At 74.1% G+C, this 20837-nt stretch carries 14 protein-coding genes, 1 tRNA gene and 1 riboswitch (1 of these 16 only partly in view); of the genes, 7 read left to right on the top strand and 8 right to left on the bottom strand.

Annotation, left to right across the window (positions count from 1 at the left end):
- Positions 1-715 carry the 3' portion of an MFS transporter gene (locus ACLIN4_RS16580; RefSeq protein WP_369181951.1) on the top strand. The gene continues 563 nt to the left of window position 1, outside the view, so the window shows 715 of its 1278 coding nt (coding positions 564-1278); its start codon lies off the left edge, out of view; the stop codon is at positions 713-715.
- Positions 716-800: 85 nt separating this feature from the next.
- Here ACLIN4_RS16580 and ACLIN4_RS16585 read toward each other — a convergent pair whose 3' ends face one another.
- Together ACLIN4_RS16585 and ACLIN4_RS16590 are read right to left on the bottom strand one after the other, a co-directional pair.
- Positions 801-2453, bottom strand: coding sequence for an ATP-binding SpoIIE family protein phosphatase (locus tag ACLIN4_RS16585; protein ID WP_107480138.1), 1653 nt, complete (start codon positions 2451-2453; stop codon positions 801-803).
- Between the two features lie 196 nt (positions 2454-2649).
- The gene (locus ACLIN4_RS16590; RefSeq protein ID WP_107480137.1) at positions 2650-4026 is read right to left on the bottom strand and encodes an NAD(P)/FAD-dependent oxidoreductase; all 1377 of its coding nucleotides are present in this window, start codon (positions 4024-4026) and stop codon (positions 2650-2652) included.
- 373 nt (positions 4027-4399) lie between these two features.
- On the opposite strand from ACLIN4_RS16590, the gene ACLIN4_RS16595 reads away from it, so the two are divergent.
- Together ACLIN4_RS16595 and ACLIN4_RS16600 are read left to right on the top strand one after the other, a co-directional pair.
- Entirely contained in the window at positions 4400-5206 is an 807-nt protein-coding gene (locus tag ACLIN4_RS16595; RefSeq protein WP_107480136.1) for a TetR/AcrR family transcriptional regulator, read from the top strand.
- 280 nt (positions 5207-5486) lie between these two features.
- Entirely contained in the window at positions 5487-7532 is a 2046-nt protein-coding gene (locus tag ACLIN4_RS16600) for a sigma-70 family RNA polymerase sigma factor (protein WP_411575954.1), read from the top strand.
- A 73-nt stretch (positions 7533-7605) separates the two neighbouring features.
- On the opposite strand, the gene ACLIN4_RS16605 is transcribed toward ACLIN4_RS16600, so the two are convergent.
- Positions 7606-9723: an asparagine synthase-related protein gene (locus ACLIN4_RS16605; RefSeq protein ID WP_269957465.1), complete on the bottom strand. Its 2118-nt coding sequence runs from the start codon at positions 9721-9723 to the stop codon at positions 7606-7608.
- Between the two features lie 690 nt (positions 9724-10413).
- On the opposite strand from ACLIN4_RS16605, the gene ACLIN4_RS16610 reads away from it, so the two are divergent.
- The 4 genes from ACLIN4_RS16610 (at position 10414) to ACLIN4_RS16625 (ending at position 15546) form a co-directional block, all read left to right on the top strand.
- Complete coding sequence (locus ACLIN4_RS16610) at positions 10414-11838, top strand: hypothetical protein (RefSeq protein WP_043382107.1); 1425 nt, start codon at positions 10414-10416, stop codon at positions 11836-11838.
- Positions 11839-11913: 75 nt separating this feature from the next.
- Positions 11914-13158 carry an L-2-hydroxyglutarate oxidase gene (gene lhgO, locus ACLIN4_RS16615; RefSeq protein ID WP_107477059.1) on the top strand — a complete coding sequence of 415 codons (1245 nt, stop codon included), beginning with the start codon at positions 11914-11916 and terminating at the stop codon, positions 13156-13158.
- Between the two features lie 50 nt (positions 13159-13208).
- Complete coding sequence (gene trmB / locus ACLIN4_RS16620; RefSeq protein WP_289913176.1) at positions 13209-14069, top strand: tRNA (guanosine(46)-N7)-methyltransferase TrmB; 861 nt, start codon at positions 13209-13211, stop codon at positions 14067-14069.
- Between the two features lie 10 nt (positions 14070-14079).
- Entirely contained in the window at positions 14080-15546 is a 1467-nt protein-coding gene (locus ACLIN4_RS16625) for a PrsW family intramembrane metalloprotease (protein ID WP_411575955.1), read from the top strand.
- 18 nt (positions 15547-15564) lie between these two features.
- On the opposite strand, the gene ACLIN4_RS16630 is transcribed toward ACLIN4_RS16625, so the two are convergent.
- The 5 genes from ACLIN4_RS16630 to ACLIN4_RS16650 all read right to left on the bottom strand — a co-directional run bounded on the left by ACLIN4_RS16630 (position 15565) and on the right by ACLIN4_RS16650 (position 20724).
- Positions 15565-16509 (bottom strand): aldo/keto reductase, encoded by a 945-nt coding sequence (locus tag ACLIN4_RS16630; protein ID WP_411575956.1) that lies wholly within the window; start codon positions 16507-16509, stop codon positions 15565-15567.
- Between the two features lie 139 nt (positions 16510-16648).
- A complete protein-coding gene (locus ACLIN4_RS16635) occupies positions 16649-17686 on the bottom strand; it encodes a M23 family metallopeptidase (protein ID WP_289913183.1) in 1038 nt (345 codons plus the stop codon).
- A gap of 11 nt (positions 17687-17697) precedes the next feature.
- Positions 17698-17853: riboswitch (cyclic di-AMP (ydaO/yuaA leader) on the bottom strand.
- Between the two features lie 237 nt (positions 17854-18090).
- Entirely contained in the window at positions 18091-19278 is a 1188-nt protein-coding gene (locus ACLIN4_RS16640; RefSeq protein WP_257101495.1) for a PP2C family protein-serine/threonine phosphatase, read from the bottom strand.
- A 174-nt stretch (positions 19279-19452) separates the two neighbouring features.
- Positions 19453-19526, bottom strand: a tRNA-Met gene (locus ACLIN4_RS16645).
- Between the two features lie 67 nt (positions 19527-19593).
- Positions 19594-20724: a dihydrofolate reductase family protein gene (locus tag ACLIN4_RS16650; protein WP_307652568.1), complete on the bottom strand. Its 1131-nt coding sequence runs from the start codon at positions 20722-20724 to the stop codon at positions 19594-19596.
- Positions 20725-20837 lie beyond the last annotated feature (113 nt).

A 20837-nucleotide genomic window follows, 5' to 3' on the forward strand; every position in this document is an offset into this window, starting at 1 on the left:
TGTGGAGGAGGCCCCGGGAGGGTCCGCCGGGGGCAGTTGGAAGCAGCTGCTCGGCAACCGGGCCATGGTGCAGCTGTGCGTCCTGGGCTTCGTGCTGTTCTTCGCCTGCTACGGGCAGTTCGAGTCGGGGCTGAGCGCGTACGGCGTCGAGGCCGCCGGGATCTCCACGTCCGCGCTCGGGACCGCGCTGGCGGCGAACACGCTGATGATCGTGGTCGCGCAGTTCGCGGTGCTGAAGTTCGTGGAGCGGCGGAAGCGGTCGCGGGTGATCGCGTCCGTGGGGCTGATCTGGGCCGTGGCGTGGGCCGTGGCCGGGTACGCCGGGCTCGGGCACGGCAGCCAGGCGATGGCGACGGCCGCCTTCATCTCGACGTACGCGCTGTTCGGGCTGGGTGAGGCGCTGCTGTCGCCGACGCTGGCGCCGCTGGTGGCGGACCTGGCACCGACCGGTCTTGCCGGGCAGTACAACTCCGCCTTCGCGCTGGTGAAACAGCTCGCGCTGGCGATCGGGCCGGCGGTGGGCGGGCCGATCGGGGCGTCGCTGCACGCGCCGTACATCGTGGCCTTCACGCTGTTCTCGCTGGGCATCACGGTGCTGGCGGTGCGGCTGGGGCGGCAGCTCACGGACGTACAGAACCAGCCGTCGCTCGCGCGGAGCCGGGTGGTCACGCAGGGTCGGGCGCCGGCCGACGCGGTGGCGACCGCGGAGGCCTGAGCGGAACCGGACCCCGGCGTGGCCGGGGGGTGCGGCAGGGGCGTGGCTCGAGCAGCCGCGCCCCTTTTCCCTTCGTGGCCTTGCGTCACCGCTTGGGCAGGAGGAATTCGCACCAGACCGCCTTGCCGCCGCCGGGCGTGCGCCGGGAGCCCCAGTTGGAGGCGATCGTCGCGACGATGGCGATGCCCCGGCCGGACTCGTCGCCGGGCTCCGCGCGGCGGCGTCTGGGCAGGTGGTCGTCGCCGTCGGTCACCTCGATGATCAGGCGGCGGTCGGTGCGGCGCAGGCGCAGCCGCATGGGGGGCGTGCCGTGCTGGAGGGAGTTGGCGACCAGTTCGCTGGTGGCCAGGACGCCCAGGTCGTGCAGGTCGGTGGGGAAGCGCCAGCTGGTCAGGACGCCTGAGGCGAAGGCACGCGCGCGTGGGGCCGCTTCCACGCCGCCGAGCAGTTCCAGGGCGGCGTTGCGGAAGCGCTCGGCCTCGGCGCCCTTGCGGGCGGGGTGCTGGAGGACGAGGACGGCGACGTCGTCGTCGTGGTCGGGGGTGACGCCGGCGGAGCGGACCAGGCGGTCGCAGACCACCTGCGGGGTGCCGGTGGCACCCGACAGGGCGCGTTCCAGGGCGGCGATGCCCTCGTCCAGGTCCTCGTTGCGGCGTTCCACCAGGCCGTCGGTGTAGAGGACGGCGGTGGAGCCGGGGGTCAGGGCGATGGAACCGGAGGTGTGCATCCAGCCGCCGGTGCCGAGCGGGGGGCCGGTGGGTTCGTCGGCGCGCTGGACGGTGCCGTTCTCGTCGCGGACCAGGATGGGCAGGTGGCCGGCGGACGCGTAGACCAGGCGGCCCTCGTTCGGGTCGTGGATGGCGTAGACGCAGGTGGCGATCTGGTTGGCGTCGATCTCGGTGGCGAGGCCGTCGAGGAGCTGGAGCACCTCGTGCGGGGGCAGGTCGAGGCGGGCGTAGGCCCTGACCGCCGTACGGAGCTGGCCCATGACGGCCGCCGCGCGGACGCCGCGTCCCATGACGTCGCCGATGACGAGGGCGGTGCGTCCGCCGCCGAGGGTGATCACGTCGTACCAGTCGCCGCCGACGGCGGCCTCGGTGCCGCCGGGGTGGTAGGTGGCGGCGACGCGCAGGTCGTCGGGCTCCTCCAGTTCCTGTGGGAGCAGGGAGCGCTGGAGGGTGACGGCGGTCTCGCGCTGGCGGCGTTCGCTCGCGCGGAGGCGGGCGGCGGCCTCGGCGTGGTCGGTGACGTCGGTGGCGAAGACGAGGACGCCGCGGTCGCCGTCGCCGTGGTGGGGCTCGGTGACCGGGGTGCAGGTGAAGGTGTAGGAGCGGCCGTCGGGGGCCTTGCGGGACTTGAGGGTGCGGGGGCGGCCGCTGCGCTGGACCTGGTCGAGGAGGGGGAAGAGGCCGAGTTCGGCGAGTTCGGGGAGGGCCTCGTGGGCCCGTTCGCCCAGGGTGCGGTCGCCGAAGGCGCCGACGTAGGCGCCGTTGACGTAGGCGAGGCGGTGGTCGGGGCCGTGGACGAGGGCGACGAGGGCCGGGACGCGGTCGAGGACGTCGCGTACGGGGAGGTCGTCGACGGCGGGTACGGGCGGGGCCTCGTCGGTCAGCTGCTCGGCGCGGGCGGGGGGTACGGAGCCGTCCGGCCGGCGGTCCGGGGGAAGCGGCGGGTCGGTCCGCGCTGCGGCGCGGCGCTGCGTTCCGGGGAGCCGGGCGCTCCAGCGCGTGAAGTTCACGAATCCTTGCCTCGTGTCCTTGCCTCGTGTAGTTGTCGGCGGCCCGGGACCGGACGGATCGTGAAACCGGGCGGAATGCCGGGGACCGCGCGTCGCGAGCGGCGGCGCGCCCGCGGTGGTGGACCAGTCTGGCAGGGTGCCGGCCGGACCGACATTCGTCAGACGCCGGACCTGCCGGGGGAGTTCCTCAGTCCGGTCAGGACGACCCCTTCGGGTTGTTCGGAGGTTCCTGAGAAGGCTTTCCACCGGCCGCGAGTTCGAACTCCGCTCGCGGATGTTCGAGTGATCCCAGGGAGACGATCTCCCGTTTGAAGAGCCCGGCGAGGGCCCATTCGGCCAGCACGCGCGCCTTGCGGTTGACGGTGGGGACGCGGCTGAGGTGGTAGGCGCGGTGCATGAACCACGCGGGGTAGCCCTTCAGCCTGCGCCCGTAGACGTGGGCGACGCCCTTGTGGAAGCCGAGGGAGGCGACCGAACCGGCGTATGCGTGCTCGTACGTCTCCAGGGGCTCGCCGCGCAGGGCGTGCGCGATGTTGTCGCCGAGGACCCTGGCCTGGCGGACGGCGTGCTGGGCGTTGGGGGCGCATTCCGCACCCGGTGTGCCGGCGGTGACGTCGGGGACGGAGGCGGCGTCACCGGCGGCCCACGCGTGCGGGGCGCCGTCGACGGAGAGGTGCGGGGTGCACTTGAGCCGGCCGCGCTCGTCGCGGGGGAGGTCGGTGGCGGCGAGGACCGGGTGGGGTTTGACGCCGGCCGTCCACACGACCGTACGGGTCGGGAAGCGGGAGCCGTCGCTGAGGACGGCGACGCGGTCCGCGCAGGACTCCAGGCGGGTCTGAAGGCGTACGTCGATGTTGCGGCGGCGCAGTTCGGTGACCGTGTACCGGCCGAGTTCCTCGCCGACCTCGGGGAGGATGCGGCCGGAGGCCTCGACGAGGATCCACCTCATGTCGTCGGGCGTGACGTTGTGGTAGTACCGCGCGGCGTAGCGGGCCATGTCCTCCAGCTCGCCCAGGGCCTCGACGCCCGCGTAGCCGCCGCCGACGAAGACGAAGGTGAGGGCGGCGTCGCGGAGGGCGGGGTCGCGGGTGGAGGAGGCGATGTCCATCTGTTCGAGGACGTGGTTGCGCAGGCCGATGGCCTCCTCGACGGTCTTGAATCCGACGCCGTGGTCGGCGAGGCCGGGCACGGGGAGGGTGCGCGAGACGGAGCCGGGCGCGAGGACGAGTTCGTCGTACGTCAGCCTGCGGGCGTCCGCGCCCTCCTCGGTGGCGAGGGTGGTGACGGTGGCGGTGCGGGCCGTGTGGTCGATGGACCGGACCTCACCGATGACGACGTCGCACTGGTCGAGGACGCGGCGCAGCGGCACGACGACGTGCCGGGGGGAGATGGATCCGGCCGCCGCCTCGGGGAGGAACGGCTGGTACGTCATGTAGGGGTCGGGGGTGACGACGGTGATCTCGGCGTCGCCGCGCCTCAGTTCGCCTCTCAGGTTCCGCTGGAGACGCAGGGCCGTGTACATCCCGACGTAGCCACCGCCGACAACGAGAATGCGCGCACGTTCCTTCACCATCCCATGACGCACCCGGCGCTTGCGTTTGTCCACAGGCTCGTCGATTTGTGTGACCGGGGAACGTGGCGGCGGGCGGCGGGGGCGACGGCTTCGACGTGGGACGGACGCGCAGGTCAGTGGGGGTGGATACGGGGTCGGAGGGCGCCGCATTCTGGGCGTATACGATCCGTACTCCGATCGAGGGGCGCACCGTGCGGAACCTGCCCCTTCTGAATTGACTCCCGCTCAACTATGTTCTTCCCACGGAGCGTAGGGGGATGTGCTCATCGGGTCCGCGACGGGCGGGCCGGTATCCGGGCCTGTTCCGCCGCACTCCGGCTTTCGATGGCGGGGAGAGTCTCCGGGGGGAGACGTCATTACCGGGGGATTGGCTATGCATGTTCAGGGCTCTCATTGGTCGTCCGCGTCCGCCGTCGCGCCCGGTGGCGCGATGAGTGCGGCACCGGGCGGCGCACGTGGGGACGGGGCGCGGTCCGCTCCGTTGCGCGTGGACGCCCAGCGCAATCTGGAGCACGTGCTGCGCGCGGCGCGCGAGGTGTTCGGCGAGCTGGGGTACGGCGCGCCCATGGAGGACGTGGCGCGGCGCGCGCGGGTCGGTGTCGGCACGGTGTACCGGCGCTTCCCGAGCAAGGACGTCCTGGTGCGGCGGATAGCCGAGGAGGAGACGGCCCGGCTGACGGACCAGGCCCGGGCGGCGCTCGGGCAGGAGGACGAACCGTGGTCGGCGCTCTCGCGCTTCCTGCGGACGTCCGTGGCCTCGGGTGCCGGCCGGCTGCTGCCGCCGCAGGTGCTGCGGGTCGGGGTGTCCGAGGACGGTGACGGCGGTGCCGTGCGCGGCGAAGCGCGGGTGCCGCAGCAGCGGATACAGCCGGGCTCCGGTGAGCTGCGGTTGGTGCCCGAGGCCACCGCGTCCGCGGGCGCCGCGGCCGGTGGGTCCGCCGGTACGTCCGTTTCCGTGGCGGACGACGACGGGGCGGCGGCGCTGCTGGAGGTCGTGGGGCGGCTCGTCGAGCGGGCGCGGGCGGCGGGTGAGCTGCGGCCGGACGTGTCGGTGTCGGACGTGCTGCTGGTGATCGCCACGGCGGCGCCCTCGCTACCGGACGCGGCGCAGCAGGCTGCGGCCTCGGCCCGGCTGCTGGACATCCTGCTGGAGGGTTTGCGGTCGCGCCCCGCGTCCTGACGACGCGGAGGTGCCCTCGGCCGGGCGGGGCGTCGCGGACGAGTCCGCGTGTCTCGCTCGGCGTCAGGCGGAATCTCGCTCGGCGCCGGGCGGAACCTCCCGCGCCGCCTGCCACGAGGAGGCTGTACTCCTTCCCCGAACGGCTGTGCGTTATTACCGGGTTCCGGAAAGTCCCCACAGACGAGTGATGGTGCCCACCGAGGCGTCCTGAACAAAAGCCAATATGGCACGCTGACCCGGTGTTCGGGACTGGGCGGGCAGGTGGCGGGGGCTTTCCGCGATGAGCGTTGACGGGCGGGACGGATCACTCGGCGAGGACGGCACCGGGCCCGGTGATCCGCCGCAGGTGCCGGTCCAGGGCAGTCCGGCCCGGATTCCGCTGAGAGGCGCGCCTGCGGACCACGAGGGAGCGACGGGCGGTATCGGGCCTGCGGACGGGGCCGGGCCCGCCGAGGGAGCCGTGCCCGCTCAGCGCGACCTGCACGAGGACGGCGTTCTCCCACCACCGCGCGAGGTCCACGACGGGGGCGTCCTGCCTCCGCCACGCGACCCGCACGACGGGGGCACACTGCCTGCGCCGGGCGAGCTTCCCGACAGCGGAATCCTGCCGCCTCCGCGCGACCTGCCGGAATCCGACGCGGAGCTGATCGGGCGGATGCGCTCGGGCGACGACACGGCCTACGAGGAGCTGTACCGGCGCCACGCGGACGCGGTGCGCCGGTACGCGCGCACCTGCTGCCGCGACGCCCACACAGCGGACGACCTCACGGCCGAGGTCTTCGCCCGCATGCTCCAGGCGGTGCGCGGCGGCTCGGGCCCCGAGTACGCCGTGCGCGCCTACCTGCTCACCGCCGTCCGCCGGGTCGCCGCCGGCTGGACGCGGTCGGCCGGGCGGGAACAACTGGTGGACGACTTCGCGGTGTTCGCCGCGCAGGCCGCGCACTCCGCCAAGGTGCCGGACGACGACACCCTGGAGCTCGGCGCCGACGTCCGGGCCATGCACGAGGCCGAGCAGTCCATGGCCATGCGGGCCTTCCGTTCGCTGCCCGAGCGGTGGCAGGCCGTGCTGTGGCACACCGAGGTCGAGGACGAGTCGCCGAGCGAGGTGGCCGTGCTCTTCGGGCTGGACGCCAACGGCACCCGCGTCCTCGCCAGCCGTGCCCGGGAGGGCTTGAAGCAGGCCTACCTCCAGGCCCACGTCAGCGAGACCCTCGCCGCCGACGAGGCGTGCGCCCGCTACGCCGACCAGCTGGGCACGTACGCGCGCGGCAGGCTGCGCACCCGGGCCGAACGAGGGCTGCGCAAGCACCTGGAGGAGTGCGCCCGGTGCCGGCTGGCGGCCGGTCAGATCGAGGAGGTCGCGAGCGGCATCCCGGCCGTGGTGCCCGTCGCGGTCATCGGCTGGTTCGGCGCCGCCGGGTACGCCAAGGCGGCCGGGCTCATCGCCGGTGGCGCGGGCGCAGGTGCGGCGGGGGCGGCGGCCGCGGCGGGCGGAGGTGCCTCCGGCGGGGCGGGGGCCGGGAGCGGCGCCGCCGCCTCCGAAGGGCTGGGCGCCCCGGTGAAGGCCGGCATCGCGGCCGGTGTGGTGGCGGTGGCCGCCGCGGCGGCGCTGGTCTTCGCCCTGGCCGGCGATGACACGCCGGCCGAGCAGCCGCCGAAGGCGGCCCCGCCCGCCTCCTCGCCGGTGGCCCAGCCCGCCCCGGACACCCCCACGCCCTCGACGCGGCCGCCCCTCACACGTCCACCGGTGGCCGCACCCGAGCCGACCCCGACACCCACGCCGACTCCCACCCCCCGCCCGACGCCGGCTCCCCCCGAACCGACGCCCACCCCGACGCCGACACCGACACCTCCGCCGACCCCGACACCCACACCGACACCTCCGCCCGCCCCGGCCGTCTACCAGTGGAGCGAGCTGGCGTACGACGTCACCGGTGACGGCAGCGGCCCCGAGATGCGGCTGACCGGAAGCAGCTGGGTGTGGCAGCGCTCGGCACTCTCGATCAACGGCGAGCACTACGCGCACGGTGTCACGGCGCACGGGCGCTCCACCGCCGTCATCGACCTCAACCGCTCCTGCTCGTCCTACGACGCGCTGGTCGGCGTGGACGACCTGACGATGAAGCTGGGCAAGGTCTACTTCTCGGTGTACGCCGACGGCGTGCGGCTGTGGAGCTCGGGGATGGTCAAGGGCGGGGACCCGGCCGTGCCCGTCCATGTGGACCTCACGGGACGCGAGAGCGTGACGCTGGCCGTGACCCCCCACAACCACCTCGACGGCGCGGCCCTGGCCGACTGGGCGGAGTCACGGTTCACCTGCGCGTAGTGCCGTGCCGCTCACGACGTCGCCCACCACGGCGGCCCCCGCGGTCACCCCCGCCCAGCCGCCGGAGACCTCCTCATCCCCGCCGAACCACCGCACCCGCACCGCCCAACGCCCCGCGCTGCGGCGCGATACCCGCCGGCACCGCCCGCTGCCGCGCCGGCGTCCCCGTCCAGCACGTGCCCCGGCGGGCGAGCAGGCGGCGGAGCCACAGTTCCAGTGAGATCAGGTCGGCCAGCCCGTCCAACGGCAGTGCCTCACCCGCGGCCGCCCCCCGCACCGCCTTGCGCACGACCCGCGCCTCCACCAGCCCCGCCTCCGCGAGCAGCGGCGTGTCGAACAGCCCCAGCAGGGAGTCCGCGGCCACGCGAAGCCCGGCCCGTGCCGCCGAAGCGGCCACCGCCTGCGTCGGCGCCCCCCACCCGCTGGGCAGTTCGCTGACCCCGGCGCCCTCCAGCACCGTCCGCAGGATCGACGCCCGCGCGCCGGGCTGTACCCGCAGTGCCTCCGGCAGGGCCCGGCAGGCGCGGACGACCTGATTGTCGAGGAACGGTGTGTGCAGCCGTTGGAAGCGGATCTCGGCGGCCTGCTCCAGCACCCGCACCTCCGCCGCCTGCCGCGCCAGGGCCGCCCGCGCCCGGAAGTCACCGGGCCGCTGCCCCGGCCCCACCCCGGACCGCTGCGACGACGTCTGCAGGCGAACCGATACTTCAGCCAGCGCCTCCCCGGTCAGCCACCGCGCCGCCGGCCCGGGCCCCGCCCAGGTCAGAACGGCCAGCGACGCGTCCGTCGCTCCGTCGCCGGGCACGTCGAAGCGTCTGCGCAGCAACCGCTCGGAGAGCACCTCGAGACCGGTCCGGTACGGCGTCCGCGCCAGCCGCCGCGCCGCGGAGTAGACGCGCGCGGGGACCAGCACCGAGCCGTCCGCCTTGGCCATCGCGGCGACCGGCCGCACGAGATGGCGCCGCTTGCGGTCCATCAGCAGGTCGGCGAGGCGGGCCGGATGCGCGTCCAGGACCTGCCGCGCCCCGTACCCCGTGAAGTGGTCCGCGCTGCCCGCGGCCAGCCGCGCCCGGTGCCGTGCCGCCGCGACCAGGGACGAGCCGGGCTCGTCGGTCAGCGGCCCGTCGAGGACGCCGTACGGCAGCATGTCCTCCCCGCCCGTGACGACGACGTGGTGCAGCCGGGGGTTGGCCGCCAGCGCCCCCGCCCGCTCCACCTCGGCCTCCTGCCCGCCGACGGCGAGGTCGTTGAAGGTGACGGCCAGCAGCCGCTCCCCCGCACCCGTGCCGTGTCCGAGCACGGTCCCCGGCATCCCGGGCAGCCCGGCGGCCAGCAGCGCCAGCGTCCCCGAGGCCGGCCCGCCGGACAGGTCGGCGCCGATCCCCGGCACCGGCATCCCGCGCGCGGCACGCCGTTCCGCGGGGCCCATGCCCGGGACCGGGCCGGGGTCGATGCCGTCCCCGGGGACGTGCCGGGGCGCGGCGAGGCGCGTGCGCACTGCTTCCACCAGGGCGTCCCGTACGGCGTCCACCGCGCGGCCGGGGTCGGCCGCGGGCGCCGCGACGGCGAGCGAGGCCACCGGTTCGTACCCGGCGATCTCCCGCGCCCCGGCGCGCAGGATCAGCGCATGCCCCGGCGGGACGCGCTTCACGCCGTCGTACGGGGTGGAGTCGTCCAGCGCGGCCGGTACGTCGGGGGCGGCGAGCAGCGCGGCGAGGTGCCCGAAGTCGAGGTTGGCCTCGACGAGGTCGGCCAGGGGCAGGGCGGCCGTCGCGTAGGCGGTGCCGCCCGCCCAGGGGGTGTGGAACACCGGCCGCGCGCCCGCGAGATCGCCGCAGACGGTGATCCGCCGCCCGACCTGGACGACGGCGGTGTAACTCCCGGGCCACGCGGTCAGGTGCCGAAGGGCGCCACCGCGCGCGGCGAACAGCCCGACCCGCAACTGCTCGTCGCTCGCGCCGCAGATGCCGAGCACGGCGATCCGGGTCTGGGGATCGGCGGTGACGACGCGCACCTCGTCGGGGCGCCAGTCGCCGACCGCCCACAGGGGGTCGGGGTCGCCCCACAACAGCTGGGAACCGACCGGCTGAACGGTCTCGCCGTCGTATCCGGTGGCCCCCGCGGAGCCGGCCGCCCCGGCGATCCCGGCTGCCCCCACGGCGGCGCTGCTCCACCCCACCAACCACCGCATCGACGCCTCCACAGGCTGGGGACAACCAGTGCACCGTACGAACTGGTCCCATGCTGCCATGAAGGGCGCGCCGCGGAGCAGCGGCGGAGCCGCATGTGCTCCCATGAATGCGCCCCCGCGGGTGTCCACCCGCGAAGGCCGACTGCCTGCCCGGAAGGCGCGAAGTCGACGCGAATGCGCCCCCGCAACGCGCCCCTTGGCTACCCAAAGCGCCCTCAACTCCCATGGTGAGGGCGCTGGCCCCCGGAAATACCGGGGACGATTTTCAGCCAATTCGACGTTACGAAAACACGGTCGAACACGCTCCGTACAGGTTCTGCGCACCGCCCGGCGGCCGGTGGTGCGCGCACGGTCCGGGAGGCGAGGCACACCCCCCGGACCGGTCCGCCGCCCGCGGGGATGTAGGCGGCGGTGTCCCCCAGCCCACTGGATCCAGTACAGCGGGCCGACCCACGCACCGCCCATGGAACCGCTCCCCCGGTGGCCGGAGAAGAGCGCACGGCCGGGCGCACGGCCACACACCGGGAGCACGCGGCAACGGACAGTACAGACACCGCACTCGAGTACGGACCACAATCCCGCCATCCGGAACAATGCCTCTTAACGCATGGGATGCGGCGAACTACGCTGGGTTTACGAATGCCGCGTGGTTATGCCAGCGCGGCAGCCGTCTGTGTCGAGGGGTGGCGCATGTCCAGGGAGCAACGCGGGCCGAACGAAAAGCTCGGCGCCGTTCTCGCCCTCGCGGGAATCAGCAACGCAGGTCTCGCCCGGCGCGTCAACGACCTCGGCGCCCAGCGCGGGTTGACGCTTCGCTACGACAAGACGTCGGTGGCGCGCTGGGTGTCGAAGGGCATGGTGCCGCAGGGTGCGGCGCCGCACCTCATCGCCGCCGCCATCGGCCAGAAGCTCGGCCGCCCGGTGCCGCTGCACGAGATCGGCCTGGCGGACGCGGACCCGGCTCCCGAGGTGGGTCTGGCCTTCCCCCGGGACGTCGGCCAGGCGGTCAGGTCGGCCACCGAGCTGTACCGGCTGGACCTCGCCGGCCGCCGGGCCGGCACCGGCGGCATCTGGCAGTCGCTCGCCGGATCGTTCGCGGTGAGCGCATACGCAACGCCCGCCTCACGGTGGCTGATAACCCCGGCCGACAGTTCGGTGGCGCGCGAGGCGAGCCCGGCGGAGGGCTCCGGCGCACCGCTCAAAGTCGGCCACAGTGATGTGCAGAAGCTGCGGGAGGCCGCCGAGGACGCCCGGCGCTGGGACTCCAAGTACGGCGGCGGCGACTGGCGTTCGTCGATGGTCCCCGAGTGCTTACGCGTCGAGGCGGCACCGCTCCTCCTCGGCTCCTACTCCGACGAGGTCGGCCGCGCCCTGTTCGGCGCCTCCGCCGAACTGACCCGCCTGGCGGGGTGGATGGCCTTCGACACCGGCCAGCAGGAGGCGGCCCAGCGGTACTACATCCAGGCCCTGCGCCTGGCCCGCGCGGCGGCCGACGTCCCCCTGGGCGGTTACGTGCTCGCCTCCATGTCGCTCCAGGCGACCTACCGCGGCTTCGGCGACGAGGGCGTGGACCTCGCCCAGGCCGCGCTCGAACGCAACCGGGGCCTGGCCACGGCCCGCACCATGAGCTTCTTCCGCCTGGTCGAGGCCCGCGCCCACGCGCGCGCGGGCGACGCACCGGCGGCCGGCGCGGCCCTGAAGGCCGCCGAGAGCTGGCTGGAGCGCGCCCGGCCCGGCGACAGCGACCCGACGTGGCTGGGTTTCTACTCCTACGACCGGTTCGCCGCCGACGCGGCCGAGTGCTACCGCGACCTGAAGGCACCACGCCAGGTCCGCCGCTTCACCGAGCAGGCGCTGTCGAAGCCGACGGAGGAGTTCGTACGCTCGCACGGCCTCCGGCTCGTCGTCTCGGCGGTGGCCGAGCTGGAGTCCGGCAACCTGGACGCGGCCTGCGAGCAGGGCGTGCGGGCGGTCGAGGTCGCCGGGCGCATCTCCTCGGCCCGCACCACCGAGTACGTCAGGGACCTCCTGCACCGCCTGGAGCCGTACGGGGACGAGCCGCGCGTGGTCGAGCTGCGCGAGCGCGCCCGGCCGCTGCTGATGACCACGGCCTGATTCACCGCCCCTCCCGGGTTTGAGGGCATTGTCAGTGGCGCAGTGCACTATCGGAGCCGGGAGGTGGACCGGGAGATGGAACGAGCAGGGGCCGTGCCCGCGCACGGCACCGCGCGCAGCACCGCGTACGACTGCGACGTGCTGGTGATCGGCGGCGGCATCGTCGGCCTGTCGACGGCGTACGCGATCACGCGCGCCGCGCCGGGCACCCGGGTGACGGTGCTGGAGAAGGAGCCGGGACCCGCCCGGCACCAGACGGGCCGCAACAGCGGCGTCATCCACAGCGGCGTCTACTACCGTCCGGGCTCGCTGAAGGCCCGCTACGCGGTGCGGGGCGCGGCGGAGATGGTGAAGTTCTGCGCCGAGTACGGCATCGCCCACGCCGTCACCGGCAAGCTGATCGTCGCCACCGAGCGCACCGAGCTGCCCCGCCTGCACGCCCTCGTGCAGCGCGCCCGGGAGAACGGCATACCGGTGCGCGAGCTGGGCGCCGCCCAGATCCCGGAGTACGAGCCGGAGGTCAGGGGCCTGGCCGCCATGCACGTCGGCACCACCGGCGTCTGCGACTACGTCGCCGTGGCCCGGCAGCTGGCACACGCCTCCGGCGCGGAGATCCGGTACGGGGCGCAGGTCCGCCGCATCGACCGCCGCCCGGGGCTCGGTGTCGCCGTCCGCACCCGCTCGGGGGACGTGCTCCGCGCCCGCGTCATGGTCAACTGCGCCGGGCTGCACTGCGACGAGATCGCCCGCCTGACCGGCGACGACCCCGGCATGCGGATCGTCCCCTTCCGGGGCGAGTACTACGAGCTGGCGCGTCCGGAGCTGGTCCGGGGCCTGGTGTACCCGGTGCCGGACCCGGCCTTCCCGTTCCTCGGGGTGCATCTCACCCGAGGGATCGACGGTGGCGTGCACGTCGGGCCCAACGCGGTGCCCGCCCTCGCCCGGGAGGGTTACGGCTGGGGCGTGGTGCGGCCCCGCGAGCTGGGCGGGACGCTGGCCTGGCCGGGCTCGTGGCGGATAGCCCGGCGGCACTGGAGGTACGGGGCGGGCGAGCTGCGGCGGTCGCTGTCCAGGACGGCGTTCACCACGGCCGTGCGCAGGCTGCTGCCCGAGGTGACGGAGGACGACCTGGTGGCGGCCCCCGCGGGGGTGCGGGCGCAGGCGGTGCTGGCGGACGGGACGCTGGTGGACGACTTCCTGATCCGCGAGGGCGCCCACGCGGTGCACGTCCTCAACGCCCCGTCACCCGCCGCGACGGCCTCCCTGCCGATCGGGCGCGAGGTGGGCCGGCGCGCCCTGGCCATGCTGGAGGGCGCCTGACCGGGTGGCAGCCGCACCGTCGCGCACCCCGCCGTAAAATCGAAGGCACTGTGTCTGATTCCCGCAGCGCCTCCGACGCCCCCCAGCCGACCGCACCGCACCCCGGCGCCCCCGTCAGGCACACCCGTGCCAAGGGCGAGCCCCGGTTCCCCGACGGGCCGAAGGCCGACCCGGCCGGGTCGCACTTCGAGCGGCGGATCCGGAGTTTCCAGCCCCGCCGGAGCCGGGTGACCGCCGGGCAGGCGGACGCGCTGCAGCGGCTGTGGCCGCTGTGGGGGCTGGACATCGACGGGCAGCGGGTCATCGACCTCGGCGAGCTGTTCGGCAACGACCACCCCGTCGTCCTGGAGATCGGCTTCGGCATGGGCGAGGCCACCGCCCAGATGGCCGCCGCCGACCCGCACACCGACATCCTCGCCGTGGACGTCCACACCCCGGGCCAGGGCAACCTGCTCGCTCTCGCGGAACGGGACGGCCTGTCCAACGTCCGGGTGGCCAACGGTGACGCGATCATCCTCCTGCGCGAGATGCTCGCCCCCGACTCCCTCGCCGGACTGCGCGTCTACTTCCCCGACCCCTGGCCCAAGAAGCGCCACCACAAGCGCCGCCTGATCCAGCCGGAGTTCCTGACCCTGGCCGCGGCCCGGCTCGCGCCGGGGGCCGTGCTGCACTGCGCCACCGACTGGGAGCCGTACGCCGAGCAGATGCTCGAGGTGCTCACCGCGCACCCCGACTTCGAGAACACCGTGCCCGGCGGAGGTTTCGCGCCGCGTCCCGCCCACCGGCCGCTGACCCGTTTCGAAGGCCAGGGCCTGGACAAGGGACATGTGGTGAACGACTTGCTCTTCCGCCGCGTACCGCACCGCGTACCGTCCCCCGACCAGCACCAGGAGCAGCCCCCCACCGGTTAGGGTCCATGCCGTGGCCACCTGTCCCCCGTACCCGACGAATCCGCCGCCTCCGCACTGGTGGCAGCGCGCCTGGGTGCGTTACGGGGCCTTGACCACGCTACTGGCGATCTCCGGCCTGGTGATCCTGGCCCTGGTGCGCGAACAGACCGGCACCCAGGGCTTCCTGGTGGGGCTCGGCCTCGCGGTGCTGCCCGTGCCGCTGCTCCTGGCCGCGTTCCACTGGCTGGACCGGGTCGACCCCGGCCCCTGGCGGAACCTGCTCTTCTGCTTCGCCTGGGGTGCCTGCGCCGCCGCCCTGATAGCGATCATCGCCAACAGCTTCGCGACGAGATGGATAGCCACGGCCACCGCCGACCCGGCGGGCGCCGACACCCTGGGCGCCACGGTCATAGCGCCGGTCGTCGAGGAGTCCGCCAAGGCCGCCGCCGTCCTCCTGGTCTTCCTCTTCCGCCGACGGGACTTCACCGGCATCGTCGACGGCGTGGTCGTCGCCGGGGTCACCGCCACCGGCTTCGCCTTCACCGAGAACATCCTCTACCTGGGCAACGCCTTCGGCACCGACCAGCTCACCGGGGACAGCGGCTTCGCCTCCGTCACCGCCGCGACCTTCTTCGTCCGCGTCGTGATGTCGCCCTTCGCCCACCCGCTGTTCACCGTGCTCACCGGCATCGGCTTCGGCATCGCCGCCCTCTCCACCGGCCGCCACCACCTGCGCCGCGCCCTGCTCCCGCTGGCCGGCCTGCTGCTCGCGATGGGCATGCACGCGCTGTGGAACGGCTCGGCCGCGTTCGGCGAGTACGGCTTCCTCGCCGTGTACGGGGCGTTCATGGTCCCCTGCTTCGGCCTGCTGACCTGGCTGGCGATCTGGACCCGGCAGCGCGAACTGCGCACCGTGCGCGACGAGCTGCCCGCCTACGTGACGGCCGGCTGGCTGACACCGGCGGAGCCGTACGCGCTCGGCTCGATGCACGCCCGCAGCCTCGCCCGGCGCCACGCCCACCGGCACGCCGGGAAGGACGCCGCGCGGGCGGTGGCGCGGTACGAGTCGTACGCGACCTCACTGGCGCTCCTGCGGCAGCGGGGGCGCAAGGGCCGGGCGGGCGCCGACTTCGCCGTACGGGAGAGGGAGTTGCTGGACGCCCTGTGGCAGCGCCGCGAAGTGGCCCGCCCGGCGCTGGACCACGCCGCCCGGGCCACGGCACCGCCGCCCGTCGCCGCCTGGCCGGGTCACGGGGTGTACGGCGTGCACGCCGGGTACGTGCCGCACGGGTACGCGTCCGGCGGCCACTCCGGTTACGTGCCGTACGGCCGCACGGCGCCCTGGGCCCCGGCGTTCACGCCGGTCCGGGCGCACCACCCCGGGCCCCCGGCGTTCACGCCGGCTCCGTGTCCCGGGCTCGCCCAGGCGCAGCACCCCGCCGACCGGTCGGCGTACCCGTACCCGCCCTACGCCCGGCCCCGCCCCTACGGGCCGTAGCGCCCGGCACGGCGGTCCTCAGGCCGAGGCCTCGGTCAGCCGCGCGGTCTCGTCCTCGGTGAGGGTCAGCTCCGCCACCCCCAGCAGCGCCGGCAGCTGCTCCACCGTGCGCGCGGAGGCGATCGGCGCGGTCACCGTCGGCTGCGCGGCCAGCCAGGCCAGGGCGACCGTGGCGACGGGGGCGCCGTGGGCCTCGGCGATCTCGTCCAGGACCGCGAGGACCCGCTGCCCGCGCTCGCTCTCCAGGTGCTTGGCGGCGCCGCCCGCGCGCGGGCTGTCGACGGTCGCACCGGGCCGGTACTTGCCGGTGAGGAAGCCGGACGCGAGGGCGTAGTAGGGCACGGCGGCCAGTCCCGCCCGCTCGGCGAGGTCGCGCAGCGCGCCCTCGTACGTGTCCCGCGAGACAAGGTTGTAGTGGGGCTGGAGGGCCACGTACCGGGCGAGGCCCTCGCGGTCGGAAAACTCCAGGGAGGCTGCGAGCCGCTCGGCGGAGATGTTGGAGGCGGCGATGTGCCGGACCTTGCCCGCCCGCACCAGCTCGTCGAGCGCGCCGATGATCTCCTCGACCGGCACCTCGGGCTTGTCGAAGTGGGTGTAGTAGAGGTCGATGTGGTCGGTGCCCAGGCGGCGCAGCGAGGCGTCGGCTGCCGCCTTGATGTTCGCGGCGCTCAGTCCCGGGTACTCGGGGTGCTGGCTGACCTTGGTGGCGAGGACGACGTCATCCCGGTTGCCGCGGGCCGCGAGCCACTTGCCGATGAGGGTCTCGGACTCTCCGCCGCTGTTGCCGTCGACCCACGCGGAGTAGGAGTCGGCGGTGTCGACGAAGTTGCCGCCGGCCGCCGTGTAGGCGTCGAGGACGGCGAAGGAGGTGGCCTGGTCGGCGGTCCAGCCGAAGACGTTGCCGCCGAGGGCGAGGGGGAAGACCTCCAGGTCGGAGGAGCCGAGTTTGCGCAGAGAAGTCATGTACTGCGTCAACGAACCCGACGGACCCCGCGATTCCGGAAGCGGGGCAAAGTTCCCGCAAACCGGCAGCCCTGACGTCGGGGGGTCGCCGTCAGGACCGCCGGGGATCAGGAGTGACGACCGGCGTGTGCGGTGCGGCTCAGGGGGTGAGGCCCTTGCTCTGCAACCACGCCATCGGGTCGAGGCTGCCACCGCCCGCCGTGTGGACCTCCATGTGGAGGTGGGCGCCGGTGACGTTGCCGGTGGCGCCGACGCGGCCGATGACGTCGCCGGTGGTGACCTTCTGGCCGACGCTGACATTGATCGACGACTGGTGGGCGTACCAGATCTCGGTGCCGTCGTCGAGGGTGAGCACGGTCTTGTAGCCGTACGAGCCCTCGTACCCGGCCGACGTGATCGTGCCGCTGTGCACCGCCTTGAGCAGCGTGCCCGTGGGAGCGGCGAAGTCGAGGCCGGTGTGGTGGCCGGAGGACCAGTAGGGGCCCGCCTGCCCGAAGGTGGAGGAGATCGTGTACGAGGAGGTGGGCAGCGTGTACTGCTTGGCCAGCTTCGCCAGCCGCTCGGCCTCGGCCTTCTTCGCGGCCTCCTCCTCCGCCTTCTTCTTGGCGGCGGCGGCCTTGGCCTCGGCCTCCTTCTCCGCCTTGGCGGCGGCTTCCGCGGCCTTCTTCTCGGCGGCGGCAGCGGCCTCGGCGGCTGCCTTGCTCTCGACCTGGGCCTGCTGCTGCTCGGCCTGCGCCATGATGCGCGCGCGCAGCGACTCGCCGGCGTCGGCGGCGCTGCTGTCCTGCCCGGTGCCGGCGGAGGCCGCGGCGATCGTGCTGAGCGGGGTGGCGGAACCCTGGGGCTCCGGCTCCTCGCCGTCGGAGATGAGCGAGCCGACGTTGGGCAGGTCCGGCATGGAGATGGAGACCGGCGGCTTGCCGGTCTGCGCGCTGGCCATGCCGCCCGCGCCGACTGCGGCTATGACACCGACGCCGAGGACGGTGGAGCTGCGGGCGAGTCCGCCGCGCTGCTTGGCGACGCGGTGCCGGCCGCGCACGGGGCGGATGGACTCCGCGGTGGGGTTCCACTCCTCCCAGGGGCCCTCTTCGGCGCGGTGGACGTCGTAGCCGAAGGTTTCGGTGTCGTGCCCGCTGGGCACGAACGGGGCCTCGGGGGCAGGCCGGTTGGACGCCACGTGGGCGTACTCCTTTCCTTCCTTCCGCCTACCGGGTTAGCTGACGGGTTCGGAGCAGGAAGGTCTCCTACGCGCGTATACCGGCCGTGTACACACAGCGGCATACGCCCGATTCACCCCAAGTGGTGGTTCCCCGGTTCCCTCGCGGGATTCGGCGCGTGCGCACGGAGCCGCCTTCTGTGACGGCTGGGACGACCGCGCTGCGTTATCGAACGTTAATAGACGCGGGCCTCGGATTCCAAGCCGTTCCGCTTGATCATTAACGGAACCCGGGTGGACACACGCCTCACGAGCGGTGAAATCGGGGCGAGTTGACCGCCCCTCAGCATCACCTTCCGCACTCGTCCCATCTGACTGTATGTCAGTTGTTATGCGGAGGGCGCTCGCGCCATCACAGGATGTGATCAGGGTCGCCGCACGGCGAGGAGCGCCATATCGTCGGCCATACCCCCGCCGGAGTGCCGGCGCACGTCCTCGGCGAGGGTGCCGAGCAGTTCCGTCGGGTGCCGGAACACGCAACCGGCCAGCCGCTCGTGCGGGTCGTAGAACTCTCCCCGGGCGTCGCGGGCTTCCGACAGCCCGTCGGTGTACAGCAGCAGCGTGGCCCCGCCGGGGAACGGGGCCTCCTCCGCCCGGTCGGGCCATACGCCCAGTTCCCCCATGCCGAGCGGCAGCGCCGACTCCCGGGCGGGCAGCGGGCGCAGGGTGCCGTCGGCGTACAGCAGCAGCGGCGGCGGATGGCCCCGGTTGAGGATGCGGACGACGCCGTCGCCGTGCGGGAGTTCGGCGAGTACGGCGGTGGTGAAGCCCTCGAAGGCGTCCAGTCCCTCGCGCCGGGTGCCCTCGCGGGCCAGCGCCCGCTCCAGCCGCTGGGCCACCGCCTCCAGCGTCGCCTCCTGCTCGGCGGCCTCCCGGAACGCGCCGATCACGACGGCGACGGCGGCGACCGCGCCCATGCCCTTGCCCCGCACGTCACCGACGATGAGCCGGATGCCGCGCGGGCTGTCCTGCACCGCGTACAGGTCGCCGCCGATGAACGCGTCGGCCTGCGCGGCCTCGTAGCAGGCGGCGATCTCGAAGCCGCCGATCCGCTCGGCGGGCTCGGGCAGCACGGCGCGCTGGGCGGCCTCGGCGATCTCGCGGACGGAGACGAGCCGCTCGCCGGCACGGCGGACGAAGGTGTTGACGACGACGGCGAGCGCGGCCGCCGTCGCGATGCTGATCAGCTCGGTGAGGGAGTCGACGTAGTGGATGACGCCCTTGCCGAGCTGCAGCCCGATGACGGCGGCGACCACGGTGACGCCCGTGAGCACCGTGCCGCGCCGGGAGTAGACCGCCGCGGCGACCAGGGGCGCGGCCGTGTAGAGGGGGCCGGCGGTGAAGTACCGGGGGGTGAGGAGGTCGTACAGGACGGCGACGACGATCAGCAGCACGGGCAGCAGACGGATGAGGACCCGCCCGTACGGGAGCCACCGCCGCCGCTGCTCGGCCTCGGACGGCAGGACTCCGGCGGCCTCGCCCAGGCCGGGGTCGGGCACGGGATCGCCGGGGAGCCGGCCGCCGGCCCTGGCGTACGCGCTCTCGTCGTCCACGTCACCTGGCCGCACCACTCGTCTCCCGCCACCCCGCACGTCCGCGCCGTCTGCCGTCCCGTCCTCCAGATTTCCCGGGGCGGGGGCGGGCGGCGAGCGGTGCGGGCCGAACGGGTGAACGCACAAACGCACCGGAGGCCGGAACCCTTTCGGATTCCGGCCTCCGGCCTTCAGTAGCGGGGACAGGATTTGAACCTGCGACCTCTGGGTTATGAGCCCAGCGAGCTACCGAGCTGCTCCACCCCGCGTCGTTGTGTCTCCACTGTACGTCATCCGGGGGGCGGAATGCACATCCGTATCTCCCCGCCCCTCCTCCTACCCCTCCAGGTGGCGGTTGGGCGCCTTCGCCCGCTCCTCGTACTCCGGCAGTACGACCACGGCGGCGCCCTGGGCCGCGAGCACTCCGCTGCCGTCGGCCCCCGGCACGAAGGTGTCCGGCTCCCGCCAGGCCGTGACCACGCGGCGCACCCCCGCGTCGAGGATCAGCCGGGCGCAGGGCGCGGGCCGGGAGGCGCGGCGGGCGCACGGCTCCAGGCTGCTGTACACGGTGGCGGTCGCGAGCCGGGTGTCGGCGGGGTCGAGCTTGGCGAGCGCGGCCTCCTCGGCGTGCACGACGGCGTCGCCGCCCTCCCGCGAGTGCCCTCGCGCCAGCTCGCTCCCGTCGGCGGCGACCACGACCGCCCCCACGCTGAACGCCGTCCGGGACGGCGGGCACAGCTCCGCCAGCTCGCAGGCGAGCGCCAGCCAGTGCCGGTCGGCGGCGGTGACGCGGTCGCCGGTGCCGGGCGCGGTCGGCAGGTAGCGCGTCAGCACGACGTCCTCGATGTGCCGCGTCTCCACCAGCCTGAGCCGCCCCCTCTGATAGGCGCCGGGCCCGAACAGGCGGGGCGCGTCCGGGTCCCCCACGAGCAGCGGCGCGAGGACGAGCTGCAGTTCGTCGGCGAGCTCCTGCTGCAACAGCTGGGTGTGCACGGTCCCCCCGCCCTCGACCATGAGCCGCCGCACACCCCGCCGGTCGTGCAGGTACTCCAGTGCCGCCCGCCAGTCGAGCACCGCCCCGAGCGGCACGACGTCGGCGGCGACACCGAGGGCGCGGGCCCGCCGGGCGCCCTCGTCCGTGGTCAGCAGCACCTTCTCCCCGCCCGTGTGCCAGAACCGCGCCCCCGGGTCCAGCTCGCCGGTGGCGCTGACGGTGACCTTGAGCGGGTACTCCGCCTTCCCCGCAGCGGTCCGGGCCGCCCGCCGCGCGGCCGAGTTCACCAGCAGTCGCGGATTGTCGGCGCGGATCGTGCCGGCCCCGACCAGGATCGCGTCGACGGACGCCCGCACGTCGTCGACCCGGTCGAAGTCGGCGGGCGAGGAGAGCAGGAGCCGTTCGGGGCCGGTGTCGTCCAGGTAGCCGTCGAGGGAGACGGCGGCGGAGAGGAGGACGTAGGGGAGGGGCATGGTCGTACTCCACCACCTCCGCGGCAGGACCTTCAATGCCGCCGCTACGGCGAGCCGTCGTCGCCGGGGGCGAGGAAGCAGGGCTTGCCCTCGGCCGACAGCCAGGGCAGCAG

It is taken from the genome of Streptomyces mutabilis (genome assembly GCF_046628145.1).
GTDB classification, from domain to species: Bacteria; Actinomycetota; Actinomycetes; order Streptomycetales; family Streptomycetaceae; genus Streptomyces; species Streptomyces mutabilis.

Excerpts from the sequence above, each read along its gene's own strand:
- ACLIN4_RS16590 (WP_107480137.1), bottom strand. The coding sequence starts at position 4,026 with ATGGTGAAGGAACGTGCGCGCATTCTCGTTGTCGGCGGTGGCTACGTC.
- ACLIN4_RS16595 (WP_107480136.1), top strand. The coding sequence starts at position 4,400 with ATGCATGTTCAGGGCTCTCATTGGTCGTCCGCGTCCGCCGTCGCGCCC.
- ACLIN4_RS16600 (WP_411575954.1), top strand. The coding sequence starts at position 5,487 with ATGAGCGTTGACGGGCGGGACGGATCACTCGGCGAGGACGGCACCGGG.
- ACLIN4_RS16605 (WP_269957465.1), bottom strand. The coding sequence starts at position 9,723 with ATGCGGTGGTTGGTGGGGTGGAGCAGCGCCGCCGTGGGGGCAGCCGGG.
- ACLIN4_RS16610 (WP_043382107.1), top strand. The coding sequence starts at position 10,414 with ATGTCCAGGGAGCAACGCGGGCCGAACGAAAAGCTCGGCGCCGTTCTC.
- lhgO (WP_107477059.1), top strand. The coding sequence starts at position 11,914 with ATGGAACGAGCAGGGGCCGTGCCCGCGCACGGCACCGCGCGCAGCACC.
- ACLIN4_RS16630 (WP_411575956.1), bottom strand. The coding sequence starts at position 16,509 with ATGACTTCTCTGCGCAAACTCGGCTCCTCCGACCTGGAGGTCTTCCCC.
- ACLIN4_RS16650 (WP_307652568.1), bottom strand. The coding sequence starts at position 20,724 with ATGCCCCTCCCCTACGTCCTCCTCTCCGCCGCCGTCTCCCTCGACGGC.